This is a genomic window from Halosimplex rarum (genome assembly GCF_047715405.1).
Classification (GTDB): Archaea; Halobacteriota; Halobacteria; order Halobacteriales; family Haloarculaceae; genus Halosimplex; species Halosimplex rarum.
Window position 1 is genome coordinate 1,818,779 of sequence record NZ_CP180412.1, and the last position, 22,275, is coordinate 1,841,053.

The 22,275-nt window shown below is 67.4% G+C and carries 27 protein-coding genes and 3 tRNA genes; 8 read left to right on the forward strand and 22 right to left on the reverse strand.

All coding sequences use genetic code 11. The features are described 5' to 3' along the window. Positions 1–9: 9 nt before the first annotated feature. From rpsB to ACMGFH_RS08910, 13 genes are all read right to left on the reverse strand, one after another. A complete protein-coding gene (gene rpsB / locus ACMGFH_RS08850; RefSeq protein WP_415382658.1) occupies positions 10–792 on the reverse strand; it encodes a 30S ribosomal protein S2 in 783 nt (260 codons plus the stop codon). After that, complete coding sequence (eno, locus tag ACMGFH_RS08855) at positions 789–1,988, reverse strand: phosphopyruvate hydratase (RefSeq protein ID WP_415382659.1); 1,200 nt, start codon at positions 1,986–1,988, stop codon at positions 789–791. Before eno ends, rpsB begins: the two co-directional genes overlap by 4 nt. Continuing rightward, positions 1,985–2,164, reverse strand: a complete 180-nt coding sequence (locus ACMGFH_RS08860) for a DNA-directed RNA polymerase subunit K (RefSeq protein WP_415382660.1) — start codon at positions 2,162–2,164, stop codon at positions 1,985–1,987. The genes eno and ACMGFH_RS08860 overlap by 4 nt, the downstream gene beginning before the upstream one ends. After that, positions 2,161–2,361 (reverse strand): DNA-directed RNA polymerase subunit N, encoded by a 201-nt coding sequence (locus ACMGFH_RS08865; RefSeq protein ID WP_415382661.1) that lies wholly within the window; start codon positions 2,359–2,361, stop codon positions 2,161–2,163. The genes ACMGFH_RS08860 and ACMGFH_RS08865 overlap by 4 nt, the downstream gene beginning before the upstream one ends. Positions 2,362–2,368: 7 nt before the next feature. Beyond that, positions 2,369–2,767, reverse strand: a complete 399-nt coding sequence (locus ACMGFH_RS08870; protein WP_415382663.1) for a 30S ribosomal protein S9 — start codon at positions 2,765–2,767, stop codon at positions 2,369–2,371. Beyond that, positions 2,761–3,198 (reverse strand): 50S ribosomal protein L13, encoded by a 438-nt coding sequence (locus ACMGFH_RS08875; protein ID WP_415382664.1) that lies wholly within the window; start codon positions 3,196–3,198, stop codon positions 2,761–2,763. The genes ACMGFH_RS08870 and ACMGFH_RS08875 overlap by 7 nt, the downstream gene beginning before the upstream one ends. Beyond that, positions 3,195–3,545, reverse strand: a complete 351-nt coding sequence (locus tag ACMGFH_RS08880; protein WP_274323428.1) for a 50S ribosomal protein L18e — start codon at positions 3,543–3,545, stop codon at positions 3,195–3,197. Before ACMGFH_RS08880 ends, ACMGFH_RS08875 begins: the two co-directional genes overlap by 4 nt. An 18-nt stretch (positions 3,546–3,563) precedes the next feature. Then, positions 3,564–3,648, reverse strand: a tRNA-Leu gene (locus ACMGFH_RS08885). Between the two features lie 234 nt (positions 3,649–3,882). Then, entirely contained in the window at positions 3,883–4,650 is a 768-nt protein-coding gene (locus ACMGFH_RS08890; protein ID WP_415382666.1) for a DNA-directed RNA polymerase subunit D, read from the reverse strand. A gap of 2 nt (positions 4,651–4,652) precedes the next feature. Next, positions 4,653–5,042, reverse strand: a complete 390-nt coding sequence (locus ACMGFH_RS08895) for a 30S ribosomal protein S11 (RefSeq protein ID WP_274323426.1) — start codon at positions 5,040–5,042, stop codon at positions 4,653–4,655. A gap of 1 nt (position 5,043) precedes the next feature. Further along, the gene (locus ACMGFH_RS08900; protein ID WP_415382667.1) at positions 5,044–5,562 is read right to left on the reverse strand and encodes a 30S ribosomal protein S4; all 519 of its coding nucleotides are present in this window, start codon (positions 5,560–5,562) and stop codon (positions 5,044–5,046) included. Further along, positions 5,562–6,092 carry a 30S ribosomal protein S13 gene (locus ACMGFH_RS08905; RefSeq protein ID WP_415382669.1) on the reverse strand — a complete coding sequence of 177 codons (531 nt, stop codon included), beginning with the start codon at positions 6,090–6,092 and terminating at the stop codon, positions 5,562–5,564. Before ACMGFH_RS08905 ends, ACMGFH_RS08900 begins: the two co-directional genes overlap by 1 nt. Before the next feature lie 22 nt (positions 6,093–6,114). Further along, positions 6,115–6,199 (reverse strand) — tRNA-Ser (locus tag ACMGFH_RS08910). Between the two features lie 261 nt (positions 6,200–6,460). Between ACMGFH_RS08910 and ACMGFH_RS08915 the strand changes: the two genes are divergently transcribed. Then, positions 6,461–6,769 (forward strand): hypothetical protein, encoded by a 309-nt coding sequence (locus tag ACMGFH_RS08915; RefSeq protein WP_415382670.1) that lies wholly within the window; start codon positions 6,461–6,463, stop codon positions 6,767–6,769. Positions 6,770–6,916: 147 nt separating this feature from the next. Here ACMGFH_RS08915 and moaA read toward each other — a convergent pair whose 3' ends face one another. Further along, on the reverse strand, positions 6,917–8,032 hold the full coding sequence (moaA, locus tag ACMGFH_RS08920; protein WP_415382672.1) for a GTP 3',8-cyclase MoaA: 1,116 nt from the start codon (positions 8,030–8,032) through the stop codon (positions 6,917–6,919). Between the two features lie 146 nt (positions 8,033–8,178). Between moaA and ACMGFH_RS08925 the strand changes: the two genes are divergently transcribed. After that, entirely contained in the window at positions 8,179–9,252 is a 1,074-nt protein-coding gene (locus ACMGFH_RS08925; RefSeq protein WP_415382674.1) for an ArsR family transcriptional regulator, read from the forward strand. A 15-nt stretch (positions 9,253–9,267) separates the two neighbouring features. On the opposite strand, the gene ACMGFH_RS08930 is transcribed toward ACMGFH_RS08925, so the two are convergent. Together ACMGFH_RS08930 and ACMGFH_RS08935 are read right to left on the reverse strand one after the other, a co-directional pair. Next, positions 9,268–9,996, reverse strand: a complete 729-nt coding sequence (locus tag ACMGFH_RS08930) for an archaeal proteasome endopeptidase complex subunit alpha (RefSeq protein WP_415382675.1) — start codon at positions 9,994–9,996, stop codon at positions 9,268–9,270. Continuing rightward, positions 9,996–10,727, reverse strand: coding sequence for a proteasome subunit beta (locus ACMGFH_RS08935; RefSeq protein ID WP_415382677.1), 732 nt, complete (start codon positions 10,725–10,727; stop codon positions 9,996–9,998). Before ACMGFH_RS08935 ends, ACMGFH_RS08930 begins: the two co-directional genes overlap by 1 nt. 120 nt (positions 10,728–10,847) lie before the next feature. On the opposite strand from ACMGFH_RS08935, the gene ACMGFH_RS08940 reads away from it, so the two are divergent. After that, positions 10,848–11,891, forward strand: a complete 1,044-nt coding sequence (locus ACMGFH_RS08940) for an Mrp/NBP35 family ATP-binding protein (protein WP_415382678.1) — start codon at positions 10,848–10,850, stop codon at positions 11,889–11,891. 4 nt (positions 11,892–11,895) lie between these two features. On the opposite strand, the gene ACMGFH_RS08945 is transcribed toward ACMGFH_RS08940, so the two are convergent. After that, positions 11,896–14,301, reverse strand: coding sequence for a DUF2298 domain-containing protein (locus tag ACMGFH_RS08945; RefSeq protein WP_415382679.1), 2,406 nt, complete (start codon positions 14,299–14,301; stop codon positions 11,896–11,898). Between the two features lie 178 nt (positions 14,302–14,479). On the opposite strand from ACMGFH_RS08945, the gene ACMGFH_RS08950 reads away from it, so the two are divergent. The 3 genes from ACMGFH_RS08950 (at position 14,480) to ACMGFH_RS08960 (ending at position 15,908) form a co-directional block, all read left to right on the forward strand. Further along, complete coding sequence (locus ACMGFH_RS08950) at positions 14,480–15,247, forward strand: glycosyltransferase (RefSeq protein WP_415382680.1); 768 nt, start codon at positions 14,480–14,482, stop codon at positions 15,245–15,247. After that, entirely contained in the window at positions 15,240–15,764 is a 525-nt protein-coding gene (locus ACMGFH_RS08955) for a GtrA family protein (RefSeq protein ID WP_415382681.1), read from the forward strand. The genes ACMGFH_RS08950 and ACMGFH_RS08955 overlap by 8 nt, the downstream gene beginning before the upstream one ends. Positions 15,765–15,833: 69 nt before the next feature. After that, positions 15,834–15,908: transfer RNA gene (locus ACMGFH_RS08960), tRNA-Met, on the forward strand. Between the two features lie 444 nt (positions 15,909–16,352). Here the strand turns inward: ACMGFH_RS08960 and ACMGFH_RS08965 are convergent. Then, entirely contained in the window at positions 16,353–16,631 is a 279-nt protein-coding gene (locus ACMGFH_RS08965) for a HalOD1 output domain-containing protein (RefSeq protein ID WP_415382683.1), read from the reverse strand. A 622-nt stretch (positions 16,632–17,253) separates the two neighbouring features. Here ACMGFH_RS08965 and ACMGFH_RS08970 point away from each other — a divergent pair. Then, positions 17,254–18,078, forward strand: a complete 825-nt coding sequence (locus ACMGFH_RS08970; protein WP_415382684.1) for a M48 family metallopeptidase — start codon at positions 17,254–17,256, stop codon at positions 18,076–18,078. A 1-nt stretch (position 18,079) separates the two neighbouring features. After that, positions 18,080–18,319 (forward strand): hypothetical protein, encoded by a 240-nt coding sequence (locus ACMGFH_RS08975; RefSeq protein WP_415382685.1) that lies wholly within the window; start codon positions 18,080–18,082, stop codon positions 18,317–18,319. 12 nt (positions 18,320–18,331) lie between these two features. Here ACMGFH_RS08975 and hpt read toward each other — a convergent pair whose 3' ends face one another. From hpt to ACMGFH_RS08995, 4 genes are all read right to left on the reverse strand, one after another. Continuing rightward, positions 18,332–18,901 (reverse strand): hypoxanthine/guanine phosphoribosyltransferase, encoded by a 570-nt coding sequence (gene hpt, locus ACMGFH_RS08980; protein WP_415382687.1) that lies wholly within the window; start codon positions 18,899–18,901, stop codon positions 18,332–18,334. 49 nt (positions 18,902–18,950) lie between these two features. After that, positions 18,951–20,906: a hypothetical protein gene (locus ACMGFH_RS08985; RefSeq protein WP_415382689.1), complete on the reverse strand. Its 1,956-nt coding sequence runs from the start codon at positions 20,904–20,906 to the stop codon at positions 18,951–18,953. Beyond that, positions 20,903–21,391 carry a hypothetical protein gene (locus tag ACMGFH_RS08990; RefSeq protein WP_415382691.1) on the reverse strand — a complete coding sequence of 163 codons (489 nt, stop codon included), beginning with the start codon at positions 21,389–21,391 and terminating at the stop codon, positions 20,903–20,905. The genes ACMGFH_RS08985 and ACMGFH_RS08990 overlap by 4 nt, the downstream gene beginning before the upstream one ends. A 99-nt stretch (positions 21,392–21,490) precedes the next feature. Beyond that, positions 21,491–22,069 (reverse strand): hypothetical protein, encoded by a 579-nt coding sequence (locus ACMGFH_RS08995; RefSeq protein ID WP_415382693.1) that lies wholly within the window; start codon positions 22,067–22,069, stop codon positions 21,491–21,493. Positions 22,070–22,275 lie beyond the last annotated feature (206 nt).

The following is a 22,275-nucleotide window of genomic DNA, read 5'->3' on the forward strand; positions in this document are numbered from 1 at the left end:
AAACGGCCGTTAAATCTCGGTCTCGAAGTCGTCGAGCGAGTAGCTGGGTTCGGCGCCGCGCCGGTCCAGTGTCTCGTTGGCCAGCAGCCAGTAGACGACCGACAGGGCCTTGCGACCCTTGTTGTTCGTCGGGACGACCAGGTCCACGTTGGACGTCTGGTTGTTGGAGTCGCACATCGCGATGACCGGGATGCCGACGGTGATGGCCTCCTTGACGGCCTGGGCGTCGCCGATGGGGTCGGTGACGACCACGACGTCCGGCTCGATGTAGCCCTCGTAGTCGGGGTTGGTCAGCGTGCCCGGGATGAAGCGGCCGGTGCGGGCGCGAGCGCCCACGGCGTCGGCGAACTTCTCCGCCGGGAAGCGACCGTACTGGCGCGACGAGGCCACGAGGATCTGCTCGGGCTCGTAGTTCGCCAGGAAGTCCGCGGCCGTCCGGATGCGCTTGTCCGTCATGCTCACGTCGAGCACGTACAGCCCGTCCGTCCGGACGCGGTGGATGAACCGCTCCATGTCCTTGGTTTTCTGCTGGGTACCGATGTGGGCGCCTGCCGCGAGGTAGTCCTCGACGGGGATGAGGAGGTCTGCCTCGTCGTCGGGCATGACGTCCTCGTCGAGGGCCGGCCCCTCGTCGGCCTCGTCGGCCGCCTCGTCTTCGACGTCCTCGGCCACGTCGTCGGCCCCAGCGGCCGATTCCTCAGTCTCTGCCTCGGTGGCCGCTTCCTCTTCGTCGACGTCCGGGTCGACGTCTGAGTCGGCGGCGTCGAGGCCTTCGTTTTCGTTTCCGCTCATACTGCGTTGTCCTCGATTCGGATGAGTTCGTTCAGCTTTGCGGTGCGCTCGCCGCCGACCGCGCCCGTCTTGATGAACGGGGCGTCGGTCGCGACGGCGAGGTGTGCGATCGTGGTGTCCTCCGTCTCGCCGCTCCGGTGGGAGACCACGTGGCCGTAGGCGTTCTCGACCGCCAGTTCGATGGCGTCGAACGCGTCCGACAGCGTCCCGATCTGGTTCGGCTTGATCAGGATGCTGTTGGCCGCGCCCTGCTGGATGCCGTCACCCAGCCGGTCCGTGTTCGTCACGAACAGGTCGTCGCCGCAGACCAGGGTCCGGTCGCCGACCTGCTCGGTGAGGTCGGCGAAGCCCTCGTAGTCGTCCTCGTCGAGGGGGTCCTCGACGTACTTGAGGTCGTACTCGCGCACGAGGTCCGCGATGTACTCGACCTGCTCCTCGGTGGAGCGCTCGCGGTCGGAGTACTGGTAGGCGCCGTCCTCGTACATCTCCGCCGCGGCCACGTCCAGGCCGAAGCGGATCTCGAAGCCGACCTCGTCGGCGACCGCTTTGGTCGCCTCGTCCATGATCTCGAAGGCCTCGCCGTCGTCGATCGACGGCGCCCACGCGCCCTCGTCGCCCTTGCCGCTCGGGACGTCCCGATCGATCAGGATGTCGTGGACCTCCTGGTGGACCGCCGCGTTGGCGAAGATGGCCTCGGAGACCGACGGCGCGCCGACCGGCACCGAGAGGAACTCCTGGATGTCCGTCGCGTCGGCGGCGTGTTCGCCGCCGCCGACGACGTTCCCGAGCGGGATCGGGAAGGAGTTCCCGCGGAAGGTGCCCCCGAGATGCTGGTAGAGGGGCATCCCGGCCACGCTGGCACCGGCCTTCGCGGCCGCCATCGAGATGGCGACCGCGCTGTTGGCGCCGATCGACGAGAAGTCGTCGGTGCCGTCGGCCGCGTGCAGCGCCGCGTCGACCTCGCGCTGGTTGCCCGCGTGGACCTCCCCGACGAGTCGGGGAACGGCGTCCTCGCGGGCCTTCGCGATGGCCTCGCTCGCCGGCAGTTCGATGGCCTCGTACTCGCCGGTGGAGGCGCCGCTCGGTGCGGCCGCGCGGCCGAAGCCGCCCTCCTCGGTGAGCACGTCGGCCTCGACCGTCGGGTTGCCCCGCGAGTCGAGCACGCGGCGCAGGCGGACGTCGGTGACGAGCGTCACGCCTGTTCACCCCGCCGGACGGTGAAGGGTAGCACGCCTTCGTCGTACTCCTCGGCGGCGATCAGGATGGGCTGGGTCTGCTCGCTGTCGACGAGCACCGGTGCCCCGTAGGCCACCTGCAGCGCTCGCGCGCCGATGATGCGTGCCTTCTCGTAGCGGTTGTACGACTGACTCATTGATAGGGTGCGACGATGTCGACCAGGTCCTTGTGCGAGACGAGCATCCGCCGGCAGCAGTGGCGCTCGACGCCGAGCTCGTCGAGGACCATCTCCGGGTCCTCGGGCTCGTCGGCTTCGCGCGTGCGAGCCTTGAACTCCTCCCAGTGCTCGCCCACGACGTTACCACACGTGAAACACCGGACCGGGACCATCATGGCGAGATCACCTGTAAGACTTCTGGTAACGGGCCCGTGCGCCGGGGCCGCCCCACTTCTTGGACTCGCTCTGACGGACGTCGTTGACCAGCAGCGACCGGTCGAACTCCATGAACGCGTCGCGGAGCTCGGCGTCGTTGGTGTGCTGGACCAGGCCGCGGGCGATCGCGGTGCGGGCCGCGTCGGCCTGCCCCATGACGCCGCCGCCCTGGACGTCCACCTCGATGTCGACGCCGTCGCGGAGCTCGTCGTCGGCCAGGCGGAACGGTTCGAGCATCTTCAGCTGCGCCAGCTCCGGCTCGGTCAACTCGACTGGCTGTGCGTTGATACGCACGCGGCCCTCGCCCTCGCGAACCGTCGCGCGGGCCACGGCCGTCTTCTTCTTGCCTGAGGTGTTCGTTACCATGTTTTGTTCGCTCCCAGCGCCTCGCTCACGTCGCCGAGCGAGACGAACTTGATGTTCGAGAGTCGGTCCAGCGACGTGCCTTCCAGCACCTCGCCGTCCTCGTCGTAGGGGTTACCCATGTAGACGCGGACGTTCTCGAAGGCCTCGCGACCGCGCGTGGTCTTGTAGGGCACCATGCCGCGGATGGACCGCTTCAGGATGCCGTCGGGGCGCTTCGGGTAGGCCGGACCGCGGTCCGAACCGAGCTGTCGGCGCGTCTCGAACGTCCCGATGACGTCGTCTTCGCTGCCGGTGATGACCGCGCGCTCGGCGTTGACGACCGCCACGCGCTCGCCGTCCATCGCTCGTTCGGCGACCTGCGAGGCGACGCGGCCGAGGATGCAGTCCCGCGCGTCGACGACCACGTCGGCGTCGAATTCGGCGAGGCTCATCGGATCACCCGCACGTCGGAACCGTCGGGGTTGTCTTCGAGTGCCTGTTCTAGCGTTGCCGCCTCGCCGACCTGGTCGATCTTCGTCCGGGCGGTCCCGGAGAAATCGACCGCAGCGACGGTGACGTCCTTCTGCAGGACGCCACTGCCGAGTACCTTGCCGGGCACGACCACGGTCTCGTCCTCCTGGGCGTATCGCTCGATACGACCCAGGTTGACTTCGGCGTGGGTGCGCCGCGGACTCTCTAAGCGCTCGGCCACGTCGCCCCAGACGTCGCCGCCCGAGTTGCGGGCGGTCGCCTTGAGGTCAGCGATGAGGCTACTGAGTCTCGGATTGCTCTTGCTCATACGTTTCTCCTAGAAAAGTGCAGGGAGCAGGATTTGAACCTGCGGACCCCTACGGGACAGCGCCCTGAACGCTGCGCCGTTGGCCTGACTTGGCTATCCCTGCTCGCGATTTCTTGTTTCGCGTGCCCCCTCAAACCGCTTTCGATCCCGACGCTCGTCGCGCCGGATCGATGCGCACGGCGCGGTGCGCCGTTCGCTTCGAGGCGCGCCCGTCGGACGTACCTCGCTACCGCAGTCCGCGCATTTCCAGCCGGACGTGCGGGTCGCTCGTGGCCGTCGGAGATTCCCTCCGGCGACCGGGTGCGAGCGACGTGGGTTGTGGGGGCTCGTGACATCGTTACAGTTGGACCGATTCGCGCAGTTCGTCCGCGCGGTCTCGCAGCGAGTCGATCGCGCGGGTGACGAGTTCCTCGACCGTCAGTGAGCCGTCGGTCTCGACGCTGAACACGAAGGCGTTGGGAACGTCCTCGACCTCCAGCTCCTTCCCGGGGTATCGCTCCGTCAGGTCGTTGTCGAACTCGTCGGTCGCGATCAGCTCGCCGTCTTCCTCGATGACCCCGCGCAGGATGTGGGGGTCGTCGTCGGCGAACTCGCCTTTCTCACCGACCACGTTGACCCGCTGCAGGTGCCGGTACCCGACGGCCACGCCGCCCTGGTGTTTGGCGTGTTCGCGGCCGTGGTCGAGCACCGCGTCGGCCTCGACTTCGAGCCGCTGGCCGGCCTTGAGGTCGATGATCGGGATGTTGTCGTCGGCGGGCTGGACCATCTCGTCGCTACTGACGATGTCGCCCGAGTAGGCGGTCACCGTCTCGGTGGTCTCCTCTCGACTCGGTCCCTCGACGTCGAGCGCTAGCGTCACCTCGTCGCCGATCTCGAACTCGCCTTCGGGCGTGGTCAGCGGCACCAGCCCGAGTCGGAGTCCGATCTGCTCGTCGAACATGACGCTCGAGTTCTCCACGACGCGCAGCTGGTCGATGGAGAACGTCGGGACGTCCGCGATCATCGCGCGGCGGATGCCGTTGGCGAACGCGGGGGTGATCCCCCGCACCAGGAATCGCGCGTCCCGGTCGCCGCGTTCGACGAACTCGACCTCGTAGTCCTGCATCGTTAGAATCCTGCGTTCTTGGGACCGCGGGTGCCGTCGTGCGGGATCGGGGTGACGTCCTCGATGCGACCGATCTCGAGGCCGGCTCGCGCCAGCGCTCGGATGGTCGCCTGCGCGCCCGGTCCGGGGTTAGTCTGCTGGTTCCCACCGGGACCGCGCACGCGGACGTGAACGCCCTCGACGCCCTGGGCCTGGACTTCCTCGGCGACGACCTCCGCCATCTGCATCGCGGCGTACGGCGACGCCTCGTCGCGGTTCTGCTTGACGACGGTCCCGCCCGAGGACTTCGCGAGCGTCTCGGCGCCCGTCTCGTCGGTGATCGTGATGATCGTGTTGTTGAACGATGCGTGCACGTGGGCGACGCCCCACTTGTCGTCCTGTGTCTCGCTCATGTTATTGCTCCTCCGCGCGCTCGGGGTGGAGTTCGTCCGTCAGCGGGCTGTTCTCGTCGAACTCGACGGCGCCCTGCTCGTCGACGGTGATCTTCTTCGACGGCCGGGTGACGCGCTGTCCCTCGACCGTCACGTGCCCGTGACTGACGAACTGCCGGGCCTGGCGCGTCGTGTTGGCCAGCCCCTTCCGGTAGACGACCGTCTGGAGTCGCCGTTCGAGGATGTCCGTCACGTCGAGCGACAGGATGTCGTCCAGCGAGTCGGTCTCGTCGAGGACGCCGATGCGCTTGAGACGAGCGAGGAACTCTTCGGTCTCCTTGGCCGCGCCGGCGGTGCCGGTCTGGCCGAGGAGCTTCCGCGCCTCGCGGCGGTACGCGCGCAGTTCGGACTGGGCGCGCCAGAGCTCTTCTTTGTTCTTGAGCCCGTACTGGCCGACGAGTCCGGACTCCTCGCTGATGCGTTCGCCCTGGTAGGGGTGGTTGGGCGTCTCGTAGAACTTGGTGTTGCTACCGAGTGCCATTACTCTTCATCCCCCTCTTCGGCGGCGGCTTCCTCGGCCTGCTCTTCCTTGATGGCCTCGACGTTGACGCCGATGGTCCCTTCGGAGCGACCGGTGGACTTCGTCCGCTGTCCGCGGACCTTCTGTCCGCGCTTGTGACGCGACCCCTTGTAGGAGTCGATCATCTTCATGCGGTTGATGTCCTGTCGGCGAGTCAGGTCGAGGTCGTTGCCGGTCTCGTGGGTGGTCTCGCCCGCGAAGAAGTCGTTCCGGTGGTTCGAGAGCCACTCGGGCGCCTCCTCTGCGAAACCTTCCACGAGGGCGACGATCTCGTCGATGTCCTCCTCGTCGAGTTTCCCGAAGACGGCGCGGCGGTCGATGCCGGCCTCTTCGGCGATGATGCGGGCCGCGCGATGGCCGATTCCGTTCATGTCGGTGAGCGACCGCTCGACGGACTTCGTGCCGTCGAGGTCGGTCTGGCCGATTCGGACGAAATAGCGGATATCCTCTTCGTCTTCCGCTTCGTCCGGGTCTTGGTCTTCTGCACTCATGTGTCTGTGATTCGAGTGTGAGCGTCGTGGCGGGGATTCGAACCCCGGAGGCTGTACGCCACAGAGTTAGCAACCCTGCGCCTTGGGCCAGGCTTGGCTACCACGACACGCACTTTGCCGCGTGCGGTTGTATACTGGCGCCCTCGCGTACCGTGACTCCGACGAGTCACCTGCGGGACTCGGGACCCGATGCCCCTGCACGAGCGTACCTGAATTACCTACTGGGCCCTATTTAAACGTCACGAAGTGGTCCCCACGCGCCACGCCGTGGCACGGCCCCGGACCGGCCGCGGTCCCCGGGGGATCGTACCCACCGGCATCCCCTGAGTCGACGCCACCGATTAGTCCGTCCGGCCCGAGGTATCGGTATGACCGACGACCCCGCACTCGTCGACCCGACCGACCGCGAGTCGGTCCGCCGGAACCTCGAACGGTTCGCCGGCGCCGACGCGGTCTCCGAGCGCGAAGACGGATCGCTGGTCGCGGACTTCCGCGGCACCACACACGTCACCGTCCGTCTGGACGGGCGGGTCGAGACCGGGATGCCCCTCCACGAGTTCTCCGGGTCGTCGGACCGCCTCGTGTTCGACCACCCCGCCGGCGAGCTCCGCGTCGAGACCGACGCGGAGCCGGACTCGGACGGCCCGAACCTGTCCTACACGTTCCGCCGGCCCTGACCGCCGGAGACCCCGTTCCTCGCATCGACACAGAGGAACACCTGAACCGCGGTCGAGGTCGCCGAAGACCTGGTCGCGGAACTGGAGACGGCGATGTTCGTCACCGACTGGTGAGAACAGCGGTCTCCGATAGCGCGCGGTGGGGCGTCAGTCGTCGCCCCGGGCGGTCGTCTCGTCGGTGGCCGGATTCCGATCCCCGCTCTCGCCGAGCGACTCGCCGCTCCCGTTCGCGGGCCCGTCGCCGTCGTCCAGGTACGCGTCGTTGACGACCCACTCGCCGTCCTCCTGGACCATGTACTCGCCGTAGAAGGGGACGCGGTTGGCGACCGTCTCGCGGAACGTCTCGCGGATCTCGGCGCGAGTCATCTCTCCCATCGGTCGCAGGTCGTCGTTGCGGTTGAGACAGCCCTTCAGGTACCCTTCGTGCGTGACGCGCACGCGATGGCAGTTCGCACAGAACGTCGGGTTCTCGACGGGGTCGACGATCTCGACCATGCCCGCCCGCGACTCGTCGACCGCTCCGTCGTCGCCCTGAAGGTCGTCGCCGTCGGCAGCGCTCCCTTCGGGAGTGACCCAGTAGCGCGTGCGGTCGTGCATCTCGCGGCGCTCGACGTGTGCGGCTTCGTCCGCCAGCCAGTCGTGGACGCGCTGGATGTCGATGGCCCACTCGGGGTGGCCGGCGATCTCCGGCATGTATTCGATGAGCTGGAGGCGGAGTCCCTCGTTCTCGGCGACGTGTTCGACCATCTCGGGGACGTACCCCGCCGTCTGCTCGAAGACGACCATGTTGAGTTTGACCGGCGCCAGCCCCCCCTCCAGCGCGGCGTCGACGCCGTCCATCACGGCGTCGTACGCGCCGGCCTGGGTCACCTGTTTGAACGTCTCCCGGTCCAGCGCGTCCTGGGAGATGTTGACGCGGTCGAGGCCCGCGTCGACGAGGTCCGCGGCGCGGCCCGGCAACATCGTCCCGTTGGTGGTCAGTGAGACCTCCATCTCGTCGGGCGCGCGGCGGACGATCTCCTCGACATCCTCGCGCAGGAGCGGTTCGCCGCCGGTGAACTTCACCGAGTCGACGCCGAACTCCGCGACGACCCCCAGAAATCGGACCACGTCGTCGGTCCCCATCTCGTGCTCGCGGGGCGCCATGGGGCCGCGGGTGTCACCCAGGCCCTCGTTGTGGCAGTAGACGCAGTCGAAGTTACACCGATCGGTCAGGGAGACCCGCACGCCGCTCACTTCCCGACCGAACTCGTCCGCGAGCATACCGGCTCTTTCGGCCCGGCGGTAATAAGGCCGGTGCCCGTTCCAAGATTTCTGCACACCCGGTCACCGACCCGCGAAACCGCCCGAACCGGCAGGAGCCGTCGCGGACGACAGGTTCAAACGCCCGTGGCACGCAGTCACACGAAATGACCGCCGAGCGCCGGGACGCCGTCGGATCCACCGAGGGGCGAGCGGACGAGTCGGTGGCGCCGACCGACGCGGACGCGGCGGATCCGAGCGACGCGTTCGGCGCGCTCGGCAGCGAGACGCGCCTCGACGTGATCCGCGCGCTCGACGACGACTCGCCGCGCTCGTTCTCGGCGCTGTTCGACGCGACCGACGAGGACACCTCCGCCGGATTCGCCTACCACCTCCGGCAACTCACCGACCGATTCGTCCGCCAGCGCGACGACGAACGCTACGAGCTGACCGACGCCGGCCACTCGGCAGCACGCGCCCTCAACGCGGGGACCTACACCGACAGCGTCGACCGCGACCCCATCGAACTGGCCGACGACTGCCCGTTCTGCGGCGAAACAGGACTGCGCGCCAGCGCCGTCGACAACGTCACCGAGATCCGCTGCGACCGCTGCGACTCGCCGCTGTTGCGGTTGTCGTTCCCGCCGAGCGGGTACGCGAGCCACGACGCGGAGAATCTGCCGGACGCCCTCGACGTTCACCACCGCAGGCGCATCGAGTCGTTCGGCGACGGCGTCTGTCCGGAGTGCGCCGGGTCGGTCTCGGCGAAGATAGAAACGGCGTCGACGGAGGACCCTCGGACGCGCGACGAAGCGGGGCACGTTCCGGTCCAGATGACATTCGAGTGCGAGGCCTGCAGCGCGGGGTTGCGCTGTCCGGTCGCGCTCACGCTGCTGGAGCACCCGGCCGTCGTCTCGTTCTACCACGACCACGCCCGCAACGTGCGCGACCGACCCATCTGGAACGTCGGCAGCGAGTGGCGCGAGCGGGTCGTGTCTCGCGATCCCTGGTGCGTGGTCGTCAGCGTCAGACTCGACGGCGACGACCTGATCTGCTACGTCGCGGGCGACGGGCGCGTGGTCGACCATCGTCGGACTGACCACGACAACTCCGAAGAGCCCGCGAGGGCGACTGAGTCGGCAGATGTCGGCGAAGCGAACGCCGAGTCCGGATCCGACCGGGCGCCGGCCGGCGAGCGCACCCGAGGCGAAGAGAGCGGAACCGGGGAAGCCTCCGCCTGAGTCGGTCGGATCGTCTCAGGACGCCGGCGAGAGGTCCGCGTCGTCGAGCACTGTGGCTCGTCGGTCGCGGTCGAACGCTTCGTACCCGCACTCGTCGAGTACCGCGACGTCGATCTCCCGAGCACGCAGCTCGCCGTCTGTCCCCTCGTCGAGCGCCGAGAGGGCGAGCGAGACGCCGGCGCCGGCGTCCGATTCCGCCACATACTCGGCTTCGAGGTGGCTCCGGATGACCTCGCTTCCATCACCGACCGCCGTCGCGCGCCACTCGGTGGGCGTCCCGGACGGATCGATCTCGTAGAGTCGGGGAACCGATTCCACCACGCCGCCGACCAGCAACGCCGCACCGAACGGCCGAGTTCCACCGGTCTGCGTCGACTCCTGGATCTGGTCGGCCACGGCCTTCGCGACCGGTTCGACCGCCGGCGCCTCGCCGTATCGAAGCCGCTCGCGCTGGGCGAACTGCCGACCGTAGTCGACGAGCCGTCGCGCGTCGGCGACGTGGCCCGCAGTGGCGACGCCGAGGCGACCGTCGACGTCGTGGACCTTCTCGATACTATCCGGTTCCATTAGCGGCGACCGTGGCCGCCCGTGGGCGGCGAAGACGACCGCGTCGTCGGTCGCCACGCCGACGGCCGGGCTTCCGCGCTTGACCGCCTCGCGCGCGTATTCTACCTGATAGAGGCGGCCGTCGGGCGAGAAGACCGTCACCCCGCGGTCGTACGCCCGCTGGTCGTTCGACTGCATCAGGCCACCTCCTCCGCGCCGCCCGCCGCACCGTGTTCGTCACCGGTGTGGGCGGTCTCGTCGAGGGCTTCGATCTCGACGCCGTCGCTCGTGACCGTCGCGACGGTCACGCCGTTCCCGCTGGCGGTGTCGCGCTCGCTCGCGGCCTCGACCGCTGCGACGGCCGTTTCCGTCGCCTCCGATCGGCTCGCGTCGGGTTCGAACCGTCCTTCGAGCACGCCGTAGGCGACCTGCATCCCGCTCCCGCCCGCGGCGTAGGCGTCTTCCATGACGCTCCCGCCGCCGTCGAGTTCGTAGACGTGCCCGCCGGTGTCGTCGACGCCTCCGAGGATCGGCGCGATCGGGAGCCCGCGCACGATGTGCCCGGCCGTCTGCGAGAGCGCCTGCATGGTCATGGGCTCGCCACGTCGGGATTCGTAGAGGCTCGCCTCCGCGCGAATCGATCGGATCGCGTCCTGCGCGGGGCCGACCGACCCAGAGATCGCCAGCGCGGCGTGCGGGTGGACTCGCGAGATCTTTCTGACGTTCTTGTTGGCGGTGAACCGCCCGCCGAGGCTCATCCGCTGGTCAGCGGCCATCACCACGGCGTCGGCGGCTGAGACCGCGACGATGGTCGTCCCGGTGTCGAAGGTCGGCGCGTCGACGTCAGTCGTCGAGTCGGCTTTCCCGTAGTCGGCTGCTAAGTCGTGCAATCGCGACCCGCTGGGCGGGCCGAAGTCTGTCGGCGTCATCGGCGATGAGTCAGGGCGGTGTGGGGAAATATGTTATCTAAAATATATTTTAGCGAGGCGAGTGACAGACCGGGCTCGCGTCTTCACAATCCTTTTCGCTCGCACAGACGGAGACGAGGTATGGACGAAGACGACGTGCTCGACCTGCTCGGGACGGTCGAGGACCCGGATCTGGGCGACGATATCGTCTCGCTGGGGCTGGTCAACTCGGTCGACGTCACCGACGACGAGGTACGCGTCTCGCTGGCGCTGGGGGCGCCGTACTCGCCGACCGAGACGGACATGGCGGGCGCGGTCCGCGAGGCGCTGTCGGGCCTCGACCGGTCGATCGAACTCGACGCGGAGGTGGACAGCGGGCTGGTCGCCGAGGGGTCGGTCCTCCCCGGCGTCGAGAACGTCATCGCGGTTGCCTCGGGGAAGGGCGGGGTGGGCAAGAGCACCATCGCCGTCAACCTCGCGGCCGGGCTGGCCCAGCTGGGCGCTCGCGTCGGGCTGTTCGACGCCGACGTGTACGGGCCGAACGTGCCGCGGATGCTCGACGCCGACCAGCAGCCCCAGGCGACGCCCGACGAGACGCTCGTCCCGCCGGAGAAGTACGGGATGAAGCTCATGAGCATGGACTTCCTGCTCGGCGAGGACGACCCGGTGATCTGGCGCGGACCGATGGTCCACAAGGTGCTCACCCAGCTCTGGGAGGACGTCGAGTGGGGCGGGCTGGACTACATGGTCGTCGACCTGCCGCCGGGAACCGGCGACACGCAGTTGACGCTGTTACAGAGCGTCCCCGTCACCGGCGCGGTCATCGTGACCACGCCCCAGGAGGTCGCCATCGACGACGCGCGCAAGGGGCTGGAGATGTTCGGCGAGCACGAGACGCCCGTGCTGGGCATCGTCGAGAACATGAGTTCGTTCCGCTGCCCGGACTGCGGCAACGAGCACGCGATCTTCGGCGAGGGCGGCGGCGAAGTGTTCGCCGCGGACGCGCAGATGCCGTTCCTCGGCGATATCCCCCTCGATCCGGCAGTCCGCGAGGGCGGCGACGCCGGCGAACCGATGGTGCTCGACGAGGACAGCGAGACTGGCGAGGCGTTCCGCTCGTTCGTCAGCAACGCCGCGAACAATCAGGGGATCGTCCACCGGCGTCGCCACGCCGACCGACGCTGAGCGGCTACTCGTCGCTGTCGGGGTACTCCAGCGCGCTCTGGTCGACGCGGTAGACGGCCACGTCGCCCCACTGCTTCTCGACGCTGACACCGGCCATCGACTCGAAGGCGGTGAGCTCCTCCTCGGAGTACTCCTGGCGCTCGTTGGTCCCGACGTAGACGTACTCGACTTCGTACTTGTCGAGGTAGTACGCGCGTTCGGCCGGCGATCCGGTGTAGATGGTGTCTACGTGGTCGACGCGCGTCTGATACACCTCGGCCCCCCGGTAGCCGACCTCGTGGGCCCACCCGACCACCGTCGGCACGCCGGTCAGACTCGACACCGGGTTCGTCCAATCGTACATCTGTGACCCCCGTCCGGGCGCGGAGGCGATGTTCGGTTGCCCCTCCAGCTGGTCGAACCACTGGATGGCCGCGTACTCGTCGGGGTGGCGGTCGGTGACGAAGTCCAACGCGTCCAGGGTCGGGTCCTCGGGGTGGTTGGGGTACGTGTCACCGCTGAAGTGCGCCGAGAGCGCGAACGTGCCGTACAGCGCGGTCGAGATGACGAGCACGACCGCCAGGGCCCGGAACGCCGACTGCCAATTGTCGCCGGAGAGCGCGAGCGCGGGCGAGTGGTTCTCGACGAGATGGGCGAGGACGGCGCCGGCTGCGACAGCCCAGAGGATCCACACGTCCGCGTAGGTCTTGAACACGGTGTTCATCCGCCCCGGACCGGCCTGTTCTTTGACGTAGACGAACTCGACGATGACGACGACCCCGGCACCGGCGATGATCAGCAGCGTTTCGAAACCGAGCACGTCCCGGAGGCGTTTCACGGTGCTGGCGTCTCCCGAAGCTGCCGACTCGGTGGTCGCCGTCCCGCCGTCCGCCGCCGCTCGCTTCCCGGTCCCGATCGCTCGAGACGCGATGCGGTGCAGGGCGTCGGCCTGCGTTCGGAGGAGGACCCACCCGATGGCGACTACCGGACCGAGGAGCGCGAGTGCGGCCGACGACGCCAGGAACCACGCGATAGCGATACCGGCCCCCAGGAACACGAGGACCTCGCCTACCTCGTCCGACTCGACCTGCGGGACGGCGTGCCGCGCCAGGTGGAGGGCGAAGAGGAGCACGAACGCGCCGTGGACGATCAGCAGTTCACCCAGCGAACTCCTGTCCGTCCAAACGGCGATCGAGCGGCCGCCGCCACTGGCGGAGCCGAGCCAGAACGGCAGCGACCAGAGGGCGCCGAGGACGACCACGGCGACGGCGCCCGCGAGCGCCACGCCGTGGCGAGCGAGTTCGCGCTGCCAGTCCTCACGCCGCGGGATGTGCTCAACGACCGCGCCGGGCAGCAGCGACACCGGGTCGGCCGGTGCGAGCGCGAGAGTCAGGAACGTCAGTCCGCCGACGATCGGGAACGACCACGTGTTGACGACGGCGAGCAGGCCGGCGAGCGGCGGGACGGCGACCAGCAAGAGAAGCAGGCGCCGCGTCCGTTCGGCCGCCGGCGTTCGGTAGTAACTGAACAGGAGCGCGGCGGCGAGCAGGACGAACGGCGTGCTCATCATGTGGGCGTGCATGTCGCCGTTGAGCCAGGCGAACAGCGGGAACTCGTTTATCGTCCCCTCGATCACCCGGCTGGCCGACCAGTAGCCGAACTCGCTGGGCCCCTCCGCTGCGACGCCCGAGAGTTCGATCCCCAGGACGCCGGCGACGAACGAGGCGAGGCCGTCGGGTAACAGCCACATGAGGAGTTTCAGCGGGGTCGAGGCGTTGCTGGCGAAGCCCACGAAGAATGCGCCGAAGGCGCCCGCCCGGACGCGCGAGACGCCCCTGCTCGCGCCGATCGACCCCGCCAGCCCGTAGGCGGCGGTGACGAGCATCCCGAAGAAGCCCGCAAGCGCGAGGTTGTACGCGAATCGGGCCTCGGTGCCGGTGATCTTCGTCAGCAGCGCGGCGACGAGGTGCCCGCCGTAGTAGTACTTCACCGGGCGGCCGGCGAACCACACGTCTTCCGGGGGGAGCGCCTCGGCGCGGAGGAGCGACTGCAACATTCCGAAGTCGAGGAACTTCTCGCCGCCAGCGGGGTGGACCCCCGCGTCGACGGCGCGGATGGCGATCATGAACAGGAACGCGACAGTGAAGACCGCGGCGACCTCGCCGTAGCGCCGGCGGTCGAACTCGGCGCCGCGGTAGACGGCCGCCGCGGTAGCGGCCGCGAGGACGGCGAGACCGACCAGTAATCCGGCCGTAAGCGAGACGTGTCCGACGACGTACGCGACGACCCAGAGGACGGCGAGCGCCGCCGGGAGCGCCACGCCCGCCCCGCGGTCGGCGAGGCGCGGGAACAGTACCGCCGCCAGCGGCATCCCGACCGCCATGAAGGCGAGGTAGGCCACGAGCCACCAGAGGACGAGACCGTACTCCATTACCAGAGTGGCCGTCTCCGGGGCCTATACCTCTTGTGGACCGGCGTACCCCGTACCGACGAGGGAGCCCGCGACCACACCGACGACGGCGTCGTTTCACCGCGAGACCGTGGGGCGGGGCACCGCCGATTCCCGAGTTCCGAACGGTTTTTACTCGCTGCGGTGGTCACAACTGGCAATGAGCGCGTCCGTCGGTATCGTGGTCCCCGCCTTTCGACCCGACGTCGATCGCCTCGCTTCCTACGTCCGGTCGCTCGATGCCCGGCTCACCCCGGAAACGATCCGCATCGAGCTGGACGACGCCGACGAGGAGGTGGCGACTGCCCTCGCGGACCTGCCCGCGACGGTCAGCGTCAGCCCGTACCGCCGCGGCAAGGGCGCCGCGGTCACCGCCGGGTTCGAGGCACTAGAGACCGACATCCTCGGATTCGTCGATGCCGACGGCAGCACCGCCCCGGGAGAGTTCGCGGCGGTGCTCGCCGCGATCACCGACGGCGGCGCCGACGTCGCGGTCGGGTCGAGACGACATCCCGACTCGGAGATCACGAGTCACCAGACGTTCGCCCGACGGTTCCTCGGCGACGGGTTCGCCTGGCTCGCTCGTCGGATGCTCGACGCGGACCTCTACGACTACCAGTGCGGCGCGAAAGCGATCACCGCAGAATCGTGGGACGCCGTCCGCCAGCACCTCTACGAACCGGGGTTCGCCTGGGACGTCGAACTCGTCGCGATGGCGGGCGCGCTGGAACTCGACGTGGCCGAGGTACCGATCACCTGGGAGGACCAGCCGGGCTCGACCGTCTCCCCGGTCCGGACTTCGGTACGGCTGGGTCGGGCGCTCGTCTCCTCGCGCCACCGGGCGAAACAGATCCGCAACAGCCGCGTGCACAACGCCATCGCCGCGACCCGCGAGGACCCGACGGCACTGGTGGAGAAGAATGACTGACGGGAGCGGGACGGTCAGGTCGCGGCTGTCGTCGCTGGCCTCCGGGATCCGGTTCGGCAAGTTCGTCTCTGTCGGCGTGGTCGGTGCGGTCTGTGACACCGCCGTCCTGGTGTTCCTCTCGGAGGTGGTCGGCGCCCCGCCGAACCTGGCGTGGCTGGCGGGCGTCGAGACGGCCATTCTCGTGATGTTCCTCGTCAACGAGAACTGGACGTTCGCAGACCACGGCGGCGACCAGGAGTCCTTTTTCGCCCGCCTCAAACGGTCCCACGTCGTCCGCGCCGGTGGCGTGACGACGCAGTTCGTGGTCTGGTGGACCATCTACAATCCGCTGTTCGTCGACCTGACGTTCGGCGACGTGGCGGTACTGTCGAGCGCGGCAGGCGTCGTCGGACTGGCGTCGGCGCTCTCGGGCCTCGATCTCTGGCTCCTCGTCGCCAAGGGCAGCGGCGTCGCAGTCGGGATGGTCGTCAACTACGTCTTCGAGAGTCTGTTCACCTGGCAGGTCCACGAGGGGTGACCGCGACACTAACTCACGGACGGCGAGTGAATCACAACCCTTAATGGGTGGTCGCCGGTACGAATGAGTAGCGGGATGGGATAGCCAGGAGATTCCGGCGGGCTCATAACCCGCAGATCGGTAGTTCAAATCTACCTCCCGCTATTTTCGAAGAAACAACGCGAACGAGGAGCGTAGCGACGAGTGAGCCGGTTTCTTCGAAAATATTCCGAGGAGATTTGAACCCTGCCAGTCGCGCGCAGCGAACGAAGTGAGCGAGCACGTCTGGCTCCGGTTCAAATCTACCTCCCGCTATCAGTTTGCGGACGCAACGACGAGGAACGAAGTGACGAGTCCTGCGTCCGCAAACGTAGGCCGTTGTAGATTTGAAGTAGACCACGAGGGAGCGAAGCGACCGAAGTGGGCGTAGTTCAAATCTACCTCCCGCTGTGATTTTGCCGCGAGCTAAACGGCGAGCACCGCCTCGCGTGTGCGAGCTGTCGGCACGGATGGACGTCTCCTGTGCGTTCTGCGAGCAAGAGACGACACAGACACTCAGAGGTGTGCGAGCGGTGACGGGGGTACGTCGAGGAACGTCCAATCGGGTCCTCAGGCGAACGACCGCAGCTGGATGAGGCCGTCGCTCGTCACGACTACCTCGTAGCCGAGGTACTCGAAGGAGAGCGTTTTCACGGACGAGCCGGCGGCGTCACGGAGTCCGTTGAGGATGTCGGGGTCGATGCTGTCTCGGAGCGGCGGGAGCGACTCCGGGTCGCTCCCGAGCTCGTCGGCGATCGCCGTCAGGACTATCGTCCCGAACTCGTCGTCGCGCGAGGGGCGCGCCTCGATGACCACGTCGGGTCCACGGTCGTCGTCGATCTGGTTCATGTGTGTGTGTGCCTGGGTGGGTGCGCGTTACGCCGGCACGCGACGGGCCGCCCCGGCCGGTGTCGCCACTCGCGCTGGGCAACGCTTTTACCGGCGGGGGGAGAAGGCCGACATGTCCTACCAAGCGCCCTTCTCCGCGCGCTCGTGTTCTAGTGACGGCCATACCACGGACTGGGTTATTAGCTTTATTCTGTAAACATGATAGGCCACGTGATAGTAAACGAATAGAACCGCCGTCGTCTCTCGAATCGGCGAAAACGTACAACGTTTCTCCGAGCTGTAATACGCGCCGAGAGCGCGAGCGCACGGCGACAGCGCTCGACCGTCGTTCTCCCCCGGAGTGGCCCCGGCTCGCTCGGGAATCCCAGTTTCCACGTCGCGGCGGCCCGCAGGAAACGTCCACGCGGCCAGGTCGAGATCGGTCGCGCGCGCTCGTCGACACGGGAGACTCCCCGAGCCGTTCGCTCGGAACAACTCCAGAGCGCCCGCGACCGGCGGCCCCGTCGGCGGGAACCGATGCGGCGGATCTGATACCGATAGTATAGGTCAGACAGCGGGTTTCGGACGGTTTAGTGAGGACGATCCCGGGGTTCTTAGTGGGAAGGTGCTGGACACGACAGGTATGCGCCACCCAAGTCTCGTCGCGCGGATGGCGGTCGTCGGATCGGTCCTGTTCGCGTTCTACGCAGTGGCAGCGGTCGTAGCCATGGGCGCGTTCGGGGCACCGCTGTGGCTGGTACTGGTCGGGAGCGTCCTGTTCGTCGGGGTCCAGTACAAGATCGGCAAGTGGGTCGCGATCCGGAGCGTCGGTGCGGAGGACCTCCCGGAGGACCGGTTCCCGGAGGTCCACCGCCAGGTCGAATCGCTCTCCGACGAGATGGGCATCGAGAAACCGCGACTGATGATCGCGCGGATGGGCGTCCCCAACGCCTTCGCTGTCGGTCGAAAGGGCGCGGGAACGGTCGTCGTCTCCGAGGAGCTCCTCCGGACACTGAACGGCGACGAAGTCGAGGGCGTGCTCGCACACGAGCTGGCACACATCGCGAACCGCGACGTGGTGATGATGGTGCTCGGCCAGGGGATCGCTTCGATCGTCGCCATCGTCGCCCAGTGGGCCGTCCTGCTGACGGGCGACAACGACATCGCCGACTTCTTCCTGGCCATCGTCGTCGGCCAGGTCGTCCAGATGCTGGTCATGCTGTTCGTGTTCGCCATCTCGCGGTACCGCGAATACGTCGCGGACAGCGACGCGGCGGGCGCCATCGGCTCCGGCGAACCGCTCGCCCGCGCGCTGGAGAAGATCAGCAGTGGTAACGAGCGTGCGAGCGACTCCGCGGTAGACGAGCAGGTGAACGCGCTGTGTATCTTCGGCGAGAAGCGCGGGCTCGCGCGCCTGTTCGCGACCCACCCGCCGATCGAGAAGCGTATCGAGAAACTGCGGGCTTGAGATGGACTACCGCACGCTAGCCGCCGCTGTCCTGGGGATCGGCCTCGGTGTCGTTCTGGTCGCGGCGCCGGAAGCAGTCGTCCGCGCGCACACGACTGGGCGCGTCCCCGGCGAGCGCGGCGGCGAGTACGGCACCGACGGCGAACCGGAAGGGAAAATTAGACGGCTCGTGCAGGTCGTCGGTGCGGCGCTGATCGCGGCCGGGGGGTACTTCGGCGTCGTCGCGGCCGGAGTCCTGTGAGAAGCGGGGCAGTCAGTCGTCGCCCTGCTCGTCGACGATGACGACCTCGCCGTCTTCGACGACGACGTTGATGAGCGTCTTCGCCTCGTAGCCGGCGTCGGCGAGTTTGTTCTGCCCGTCGTCTTTCTTGATGACGCAGACGATGTCGACGATGTCGGCGCCGATCTCTTCGAGCGCGCCGGTGATGCCCGAAAGGGTGCCGCCGGTCGAGAGCACGTCGTCGAGGACGAGCACGCGGTCGCCCTCGTAGACGTCGTTGACGTACATCTCCGACTCGGAGTAGCCGGTGACCTGCGAGAGCGCGACCTCCCCTTCGAGACCGTACTGGCGCTTGCGGACGACGACGATGGGGATGTCGGTCATCAGGGAGACGGCGGTGGAGATGTGGATGCCCATCGCGGCGGGCGTGACGATCTTGTCGACGTTTTCGAGTTCGGCTTTGCGGATGATCTTGATGACGATCTCGCGGAGCAGTTCCGGCCGGAGCATCGGGACCCCGTCGCTGATCGGGTGGACGAAGTAGTGATACCCCTCTTTCTCGACGATCGGGGCGTCGAGCAGCGACTGCTTCAGACGATTCATGCCCGGTGAATGGAAACCCGGGGGGAAAAGCCTGACTAGCTCGGTCGGGTCAGGCGGTCGACAGCAGGTCGGCGAGCCAGTCCGCCATCGGGAGCGCGTACGGACCGTACTGGAAGTAGACGAACGCCGAGAGGACGACGAGGTTCGTCCCCAGCGCGGCGGCGAGTCCGCCGACGGCGGCCGTCACCCTGTCGAATCGTTCGTCGAGCGCGCTCGCCGTCGCGGCCAGTGCGAACGCAGCCGCGACCGCGAGGCCGACGACGGCGTGTAACTGGAGCGCACCGCCGCGCCCGAACGTCCCGGTGGTCGTGGCGACGAAGATCAGTTGGGCTCCGAGAAGGACACCGGCGAGATACGTCCATAGCGCCGTTCGGCCGTGATCAGTGAGAGCGCGACGGATCTGGTTCTGTCGAACGATACCGTAGACGGCCAGCGGATACAGCGGGAGGAGATAGCGGACGGTGACTTGCGCGTGGAGAGGCAACCGGTGAATGTACACCAGGTAGAACAGCAGCGCCGCGGCGACGACGAAGGCGTCGGTGGCCCGCTTCGGCGATCGACGGAGGGTGCGCATCGCGCTGAGTAGGCGAGCCGGGCGAATCCGCTCGACTCTGTCGAGTCTCCCGCTGAAGAACCGGCCTGCTGCGATTCCGACGGTCCCGGCGATGCCAGCGACCAGCGGGGCTGATTCGACGATCGTGAGGTTGATCGCTTGCTGGTTGTCGCGCGAACCCACTGACGAGATGTATCCCGCTCGGACGAACGTCTGGTACACATCGCCCGGCCGGTTGACCGTGGCGTGGAGACCCTGGACGAACGGACCGAAAATGAGGTTTAGTCGCTGCGTGATCTCGTCGACCGGTCCACCGAGTACTGGTGGCAACAGCCCAGATCCTCCGCCACCGCCGCTGCCACCGCCACCACCGCCCGAACCGGATCCAGAGCCGAACGTCGAATCGCCAGAGAACTCGCCGAACTGGTCGAGCATTCGCGGCGGTCGCACCGGGTCACCAGAGATGAGCGCGTTGGTCAGGAAGAACGGGAGCATCGAAAGAGCGAACGCCCCCCCGACGACCGCCAGCGTTCGCCAGTCGTTCGACGGTGCCGTCGGAACGTCGACGAGCACGAGCGCGAGGAAGACGACGAACCCCTCGCCCGCGTGAACCCAGGTCAGTAATCCGACCAGCGCGTACGCGAGCCCCCGGAACTCGGTCGGCGAGAGGAACGCGTCGTCGGTTGGTCCCTCGCGGCTCCTGTAGAACGCGTAGACGACACCGAGCAGGAGCGCGACGACGTACACGTGTCGCTTCGGAATCGTGGCCCAGAATCCGACCGGAGTGGCGAGCACGATACCCGTCGCCGCTGCGGCGCCCGCTCGACGACTGTGCATCCGAGCGAGGAGGCGATAGGCCGTACTCGCGGCGAACGCCGCGGCGACGAGCGCGCTGAGCTGGAGCGCCGCGAGCGGTATCAGATCCGGAGAGAGCGGTTCGGCCAGGTGCGCGTTGAGGCCGAACGTCGATAGCGCCACTGCCGCGCCGACGACGGCCATGAGCGACTGGCGGTCGACGAGCCGACCGATCTGGACGGCAAGCGCGAGCACCACCAGGGACCAGAGCGCAGAGAAGACGAGCCCGGGATCCGCGACCGACAGCGTGAGTCTCAACGCCCAGAGGAACGGGACCGCGAACGCGACCTGCCCGTAGTTGCGGCCGTACGTCTTCCCGTCGTGGATCTGCATCCCAGGGGCTTCGAGCGTTCCGTAGAGCGCCTCGTCCACGACCAACTGGCCGCCGGCGAGTGCGACCAGCGCGTTTGCCGGCGTGTAGTTGTCCGTGATGAAGATTCCGACTCGCCAGGTGAGACCGAACACGGCGAGCGTCCCGAGAAAGATGACGAGTCCGAGGCGGTCCCCGACCGTCGCCCTGACGAACGCCTGCCGGAGGTCGTGGATCCGCTGTTGTGAGAGGGCGAATCCGGCCGATCGTTCGCGGCCGGTGCTCATTTCGTGACCTCCACGTCGATCGACTCGTTGTAGAGAAGCGATTTCCCGTCGCTCGCGCGCATGACGACCGAGAGTTCGCCCTCGTACACCTCACCTGGCGTGACGTCGTCGGAGAACGTGTCGGTCTGCAAAGAGAGCGCGATCCAGCCGGTCCGTCCGTCGCTCAAGAAGTGCGTCGTCGACCGCGAGTAGCCGAATTCGGGGATCTCGATGCCGTATGCGACGGTGGGCTTCCCGGATATCGACGCGAGGTGAATTCGCGCGTCGGGGACGTTGAGATAGTACGTCTCGGACTGGTACTCGCGTTCGATCGTGGCGGATGCGGGCGCATCGATCCGATCGACGCTGGCGTTCCCCTCACCGAGACCCGCCATGTCGTACCTCGGTGTCGTCAGGTCGACGACACCGATGGCCGGCCCCGAGAGGAGCGTGACGCCGAGGATCACAATCGCGGCGGCGTACGTTATCGCCCGCGGCCGATTCATTGGCGAATCACCGCTTTCGACCAGTATAAAGTCGTTGACCGTGGCCGTACAGGGTTCGAATGTTGAGCGCCGAATCCACCGAACTCGAACATCGTGTCGCTACCGGTCGATCTCGTCGGGCGCGTATCCGTCGTCGCCGAGTCGCATGTCCGCACCGCTGTAGGTGTGATACGCGGCGGCGACCGTGAACGTCGCGGCGATGACCGTCGCCCACTCGAGCGGAGTGAGAAGGGTCAGCGGGAACAGCTCGGCCCAGAGCGCGACGACGACCGCGCAGCTGATAGACCCGAGCGAGAGGTAGAACTCCCGCCACGGGAACTCGGACCCGGGGACGATCTCCAGGTAGACCGTCATTTCTTCCGTGTACGGCGTACGTGTCACGAGGTTCTCGTCGGCGTCGTACTCGACGATCCCGGCGTCCTCCATCTTGCAGAGGTGGGTCTGCTGGAGCGTCGTGTAGACGCGCTTTTTCTGGTCGTTCGTCACCTCGTCGACGGGCGTCTGGTACTCCCAGGCGGCGATCTGCGTGGCGAGATCGCTCAGTTCGACCGGTTCGTCGAACCGCTTGAGATACTCCAGAACGTATCGACGTCGCTGGTTCTGCAGGACGTCGAATATCTCTCCCTTCGACAGCTCTCCGTCCCCGCGCGCCGGAAGTCGTCTCGTCTGATTACTCATGGTGTGGACCCGTTGTCACGAGTGGAACCCCAGCCACCCGTCGTCTGGATGATGTGTGTTAGATTGCTCATCCGCTAAGACTGTTTCGGAGCGAACGTCCAGTTCGAGAGTCTGTCGCCCGCTTCTCTTCCCCGTTCTCGTGGCCCGTAACTGCAATTGACGGTCGAAAGTATTAGATCCGAGATCTACAGTGCCAGGTGTTGGTA